Annotated in this window: 7 protein-coding genes; 4 read left to right on the top strand and 3 right to left on the bottom strand. The window is 73.5% G+C overall.

Annotated features, from left to right (window positions below):
* On the top strand, positions 1 to 763 hold a 763-nt coding region (gene nadE, locus SACSA_RS26280), incomplete at its 5' end, for an NAD(+) synthase (protein ID WP_019818703.1).
* 1 nt (position 764) lies between these two features.
* Positions 765 to 1,310 (top strand): methylated-DNA--[protein]-cysteine S-methyltransferase, encoded by a 546-nt coding sequence (locus SACSA_RS0116110; RefSeq protein ID WP_019818701.1) that lies wholly within the window; start codon positions 765 to 767, stop codon positions 1,308 to 1,310.
* On the opposite strand, the gene SACSA_RS0116105 is transcribed toward SACSA_RS0116110, so the two are convergent.
* A complete protein-coding gene (locus SACSA_RS0116105; protein ID WP_028661940.1) occupies positions 1,286 to 1,861 on the bottom strand; it encodes a DinB family protein in 576 nt (191 codons plus the stop codon). The genes SACSA_RS0116110 and SACSA_RS0116105 overlap by 25 nt on opposite strands.
* Positions 1,849 to 2,613 (bottom strand): DUF998 domain-containing protein, encoded by a 765-nt coding sequence (locus SACSA_RS0116100; protein ID WP_019818697.1) that lies wholly within the window; start codon positions 2,611 to 2,613, stop codon positions 1,849 to 1,851. The genes SACSA_RS0116105 and SACSA_RS0116100 overlap by 13 nt, the downstream gene beginning before the upstream one ends.
* Positions 2,614 to 2,869: 256 nt before the next feature.
* Here SACSA_RS0116100 and panB point away from each other — a divergent pair, with 256 nt between their 5' ends.
* Both panB and pip read left to right on the top strand, forming a co-directional pair.
* Positions 2,870 to 3,865 carry a 3-methyl-2-oxobutanoate hydroxymethyltransferase gene (gene panB, locus SACSA_RS0116095; protein WP_019818695.1) on the top strand — a complete coding sequence of 332 codons (996 nt, stop codon included), beginning with the start codon at positions 2,870 to 2,872 and terminating at the stop codon, positions 3,863 to 3,865.
* A gap of 111 nt (positions 3,866 to 3,976) precedes the next feature.
* Positions 3,977 to 4,939: a prolyl aminopeptidase gene (pip, locus tag SACSA_RS0116090; protein ID WP_019818693.1), complete on the top strand. Its 963-nt coding sequence runs from the start codon at positions 3,977 to 3,979 to the stop codon at positions 4,937 to 4,939.
* A gap of 66 nt (positions 4,940 to 5,005) precedes the next feature.
* On the opposite strand, the gene SACSA_RS23360 is transcribed toward pip, so the two are convergent.
* On the bottom strand, positions 5,006 to 5,414 hold a 409-nt coding region (locus tag SACSA_RS23360), incomplete at its 5' end, for a helical backbone metal receptor (protein WP_048876884.1).

Genomic DNA, 5,414 nt, shown 5'->3' with positions numbered 1-5,414 from the left:
CGGCGGGATCGACTCGGCCGTCAGTGCCGCGCTAGCGGTCGACGCGCTCGGCCCGGACGCGGTGTACGGGGTGTCCATGCCGTCGAGATACTCCTCGGAGCACTCGCGTTCCGACGCGGCCGAGCTGGCGCGGCGGCTGGGCTGCCACTACCGCGAGGAGCCGGTGGAGACGATGGTGGCGACCTACGTGGACCAGCTGGGGCTGGCGGGCACGGGGCTGGCCGAGGAGAACATCCAGGCCCGGGTGCGGGGCATGCTGCTCATGGCACTGTCGAACCTGGACGGGCACCTGGTGCTGGCCACCGGCAACAAGACGGAGCTGGCCGTGGGGTACTCGACGATCTACGGCGATGCCGTCGGCGGCTTCGCACCGATCAAGGACGTCTTCAAGACCCACGTCTGGCAGCTCGCCCGCTGGCGCAACGCCGAGGCGGAGAAGCGCGGCGAGACGCCGCCGATCCCGCCGAACTCGATCACCAAGCCGCCGTCGGCCGAGCTGCGCCCCGGCCAGCTCGACACCGACTCACTGCCCGACTACGCGCTGCTCGACGACATCCTCGACGACTACGTCGAGGGAGACCGGGGCTTTTCCGACCTGCTCGCGGCCGGATTCGACGCCGAGGTGATCGACCGGGTCGTGCGCATGGTCGACCGCGCTGAGTACAAACGCCGCCAGTACCCGCCGGGGACCAAGATCACGTTCAAGGCGTTCGGCCGGGACCGGCGGTTGCCGATGACCAACGCGTGGCGCGAGGTGCACTGACGTGACCGCCCGGTGCGGGTTCGCGGTCTTCGAGACCCGGCTCGGCGTCTGCGGCCTCGTGTTCAGTGCCGAGGCCGTGCTCGGCTGCCGGTTGCCCACCGACGACGCCGGAGAGCTGCGCTCGTGGGTACGGAGTGCGTTTCCGGAAGCGGTCAAGCGCGTCCCGGAGGGCCACGCGGCACGCGCCGTCGCGGGCATCACCGCGCTGCTGCGGGGTGAGCACGACCCGCTAGCCGACGTGCCGCTCGACACCAGCGGCGTGCCGCCGTTCCACCGGCGGGTCTACGACGTCGTCCGCACCATCGCCCCGGGGCACACACGCACCTACGGCGAGGTCGCGGAGGCGCTCGGGGAGCCGGGCGCGGCCCGTGCGGTCGGGCGCGCGCTCGGGGCCAATCCGTTCGCACCGGTGGTGCCGTGCCACCGCGTGCTCGCGGCCGGGGGCGGCACGGGCGGGTTCTCCGCGCCCGGCGGTGTTCCCATGAAGCGCCGGATGCTGCTGGCCGAGGGCGCGCATGCCGCTCAGCCCGCGTTGTTCGACTGCTGAGGCGGTCGCCACGGGGTCAGCCACGGCGTGCGCGGCCAGCCCTCCGCCGCGGCCATCAGCGGGAAGGCCGTGGCGCCGTCGATGCTCTCGCGGATGATGTCGGCGTGCCCGGCGTGGCGGGCGGTCTCCTCGATGAGGTGCAGCAGCACCCAGCGCACCGACCACGCCTCGACGTCGTCGGGAAACCACGGCACGTCGGCCGGGACCGGAACCGGCCTGCCGAGGTCGTCGATCAGCGAGACGATCTCCTCGGTGCGCGTGGCCACACACTCGTAGTCGGCGATCAGGTCGGCCAGCGTCCGCCCCGGCGGCATGCCGGGCTCGCCACCGCCCGAGGGCGCGCGGCCGAGCACCGTGTCCAGCCAGCCCCGCTCGGTCGCGGCGACGTGGGCGATGATGCCGCCCACGCTGAGCGCGCTCGCCGTGGGCGTGGCGCGGGCCTGTTCGTCGGTGAGCCCGTAGGCCGCGAGGCAGAGCACGTAGCGCTGCTGGGCGAGGTAGTTGAGCAGACCCTCCCGCTCGTCGGCGACCGGACCGATCATGCCTGGCACGGTGACGCCCCTGTTCCGTCCGTGCACGTCGTTCCGTCCGTGCACGTCGTCGCGCGGGCTCTCAGGCGCCACGACGCCTCCCGGCTCCCAGCGCCCCGGGCGATCATGACGAGGTAGCCGATGCCCACGGCGAGCAGGGCCGACATCGCCACCAACTGCACCCTGGCCACCAGCCCGGTGTAGCGCCACGACGCGAACGTGCCCAGCAGCACCAGCAGCCCCACGGCGAGCAGTTCGATCCCGACGACCGCGCAGGCGGCGGCCCGCCACGGGCCGTGCCACCACAGCGCCAGAACGATGGGCCCGACGACGTACTGCACGGCCAGCAGCACGGACACGACGACGTTGACCCGGTGCGCCACGGAGAGATCCGGACCCGCCAGGCAGGCGGCGCTCAACGTCGGCGCGCAGTCGGGCGGGAAGCCGGCGCGCGCGACCATCAGGGTTCCGAACACGAACATCGACAGCACGGTGAGCCTGCCCTGCCGGTGCACCGGCGCGACGCGCAGCAACGGCGGACTCGCCAGCATGAACGCGACGCCGGCCAGGCCCTCGGCCAGGCGGAAGACGTCCTGGTACGGCCCGCCGTCCGCGCTGAGCCGCGTGGGCACGTCGTGCAGCGGGGACACGCCCGTGTCCAACGCGAACTCCGCCAGCCACCCGAGGTGGGCGGCGGACCCCACGACGAGCAGCAGCACGGCCGTTCCCCGGACCACGCCGAAGGGCGCGGGGCGGCGCAGGACCGAGAGCATGGCGAACTACTTATCACGCCGCGCGCGGCGAAGGTAGCCGGTCACCGGCACCGGTCGGTGACGCTGCCGCGCCGGACGGCGAGCGCACGCCGTGACCGGGGGCGAGACGCGGGCGCCCGGCAGCGCGCGTGTGCCGCCTGTGAAGCTCATCGCAGCCCCTTGGGAGCCGGTGGGGCCGGTGCGAGGCTGGAGGTGTCCCACGATCCACGACCCGGGGACCCCGGACGGGGCCTCGAGGGAAGGACGGTCGACGACGATGTCGCGAGACAACGCGCGTTCCGCGCACGACGAGACCGGCGCGGCCACGCCCCCCACGGGCGGTCCGGACGCCGTGACCACCCCGAGGGCGAACACGACACCGGCTCCGGACACGGCACCGGCCACCACGGCCGACACGGGCGGGGACACACCGGCGCCGTATGGGCAGGGCTCGCCGGACGAGCAGGCGCCACCGCGCCGGAAGGTGCGTGTCCACCACCTCGCCGAGCGCAAACGGCGCGGCGAGACCTGGCCCATGCTGACGGCCTACGACACCTACACCGCCGCCCTGTTCGACGAGGCGGGCATCCCGGTACTGCTGGTGGGCGACTCGGCCGCGAACACCGTGTACGGCTACGAGAGTTCGCTACCGGTGACGGTGGAGGAGATGCTGCCGCTGGTGCGGTCGGTGACCCGGTCGGTGACCAGTGCCCTGGTCGTGGCCGACCTGCCGTTCGGCTCGTACCAGGTCTCGCCCGAGCAGGCGGTGTCCACCTCGGTGCGGTTCATGAAGGAGGGGCGCGCGCACGCGGTCAAGCTCGAAGGTGGACGGCGTTTCGCGCCGCACGTGGAGGCCGTTACGGCCTCGGGCGTGCCGGTGATGGGCCACCTCGGCTTCACCCCGCAGAGTGAGCACAACCTCGGCGGTTACCGCGTGCAGGGGCGGGGCGCGGGTGCCGACGAACTCGTCGCCGACGCACTGGCGCTCCAGGACGCGGGCGCCTTCGCCGTCGTGCTCGAGATGGTGCCCGCGGAAGTCGCCAAACAGGTCACCCACGCATTGCGCGTTCCCACGGTCGGCATCGGGGCGGGCCCGGACTGCGACGCCCAGGTGCTGGTGTGGCAGGACATGGCCGGCCTGCGCCGAGGCAAGGTACCGCGCTTCGTCAAGCGCTACGCCGATCTCGCGGGCGTGCTCTCCCAGGCCGCGCGCGACTTCGCCGACGACGTGCGCGAGGGCCGCTTCCCCGCACCGGAGCACACCTTCCACTGAGCGCCCGAGATACGGCTGGTGCCTTTCGGACATCGGCCCGGCGCCTGCTAGGAACGACCCCGGCGGTGCGGTGCCCGCCGGGGTCGGAGCCGTTCGGCGAGTGGAGGCGCGGTGGAAGGGCTGTATCCGGTGATCGGGACGCACGACGAGGGCATGCTCGACGTGGGTGACGGCAACCGGGTGTACTGGGAGGTCAGCGGGAACCCGCGGGGCCGTCCCGTCGTCGTGGTGCACGGCGGCCCGGGCGGCGGCAGCAACCCGCTCACACGGCGGCACTTCGACCCGGCTGCCTACCGGATCGTGCAGTACGACCAGCGCGGGTCCGGACGCAGCACGCCGCACGTCGCCGACCCCGCCGCCGACTTGGCAGTCAACACCACCTGGCACCTGGTGGCCGACCTGGAGCGGCTCCGCGAGCACCTCGACATCGACCAGTGGCAGCTGTTCGGCGGGTCGTGGGGCGCCACGCTCGCCCTCGCCTACGCCGAGACGCATCCGCACCGGGTCACCGAGCTCGTGCTGCGGGGCGTGTTCACCGCGCGCCGCGCCGAGCTGGACTGGCTCTACGCGGGCGGGGCGGCGCGCCTGTTCCCCGAGGCCTGGCGGCGGTTCGTCGAGCCGCTGCCCGAGCGGTGGCGGGACGACCCACTGGACGGGTACCGCAGGCTGCTGGACGAGTCCGATCCGGACACGCGTGCGCGGGCGGCGGTCGCGTGGAGCGAGTGGGAGGGCGCCATCGTGTCGATCGAGCCCCGGCCGGGGCGGGACTCCGTCTATTCCGCGCCCGCGTTCGCCGTGCCCTTCGCCCGGCTGGCGGTGCACTACTTCACCCACGGTGCCTGGCTCGACGAGGGTGCGCTGCTGCGCGACGCCGACCGGCTGGCGGGCATTCCCGGCGCGATCGTGCAGGGGCGCTTCGACGCCGTCTGCCCGCCTGTCACGGCCGACGACCTGCACCGGGCGTGGCCGGACTCGACCCTGACGGTGCTGGAGGGCGCGGGGCACGCGGTCACCGATCCTGGTGTACTGCCCGCGCTGCGCGCCGCCACGGACAAGTTCGCCGGCCGCGGTTGAGACCCGCCGGGGCAACTCGCGAACCGGAAGGGGCAACTCGCGAACTCGCAGGGGCAACTCGCGGGGTTAGGTGGGTGGGGGCTGGGTGGGCGCGTCGAGTGCGCGGGTCAGGGTGTCGCGGGCGTGCACGAGCGACGGGCCGTACCAGGTGAGGTGGCGGCCGGAGACCAGGGCGTACGGCACCCCGGGGAAGTGGCCGGGGCCGTCGTCGTCGGTGAACAGGTACGGCTCGTCCGGCAGCACCAGCAGGTCGGCCTCCCCATCGGCGAACCGGGCGCGCAGCTCGTCGAGTTTCGGCCGGGGGTAGCGGTCCGCGTGGTCGGCGTAAACGTGCTCGACCCCGACGCGGCGCAGCACGTCCCCGGCGAAGGTGGCACGGCCGAGCACCACCCACGGCTTGCGCCACACCGGGACCACCGCCCGGCGGCGCACCGGCGCCGTCTCCCCCCATACCCGCCGGGCCTCGGCGAGCCAG

It is taken from the genome of Saccharomonospora saliphila YIM 90502 (assembly GCF_000383795.1).
Taxonomy (GTDB): domain Bacteria; phylum Actinomycetota; class Actinomycetes; order Mycobacteriales; family Pseudonocardiaceae; genus Saccharomonospora; species Saccharomonospora saliphila.
Note: the sequence above shows the minus strand (reverse complement) of the source record. Positions and strands in the feature narration are given on the sequence as shown.

Coding starts and splice junctions, on each gene's coding strand:
- panB (WP_019818695.1), top strand. CDS start 2,870: ATGTCGCGAGACAACGCGCGTTCCGCGCACGACGAGACCGGCGCGGCC.
- SACSA_RS0116100 (WP_019818697.1), bottom strand. CDS start 2,613: ATGCTCTCGGTCCTGCGCCGCCCCGCGCCCTTCGGCGTGGTCCGGGGA.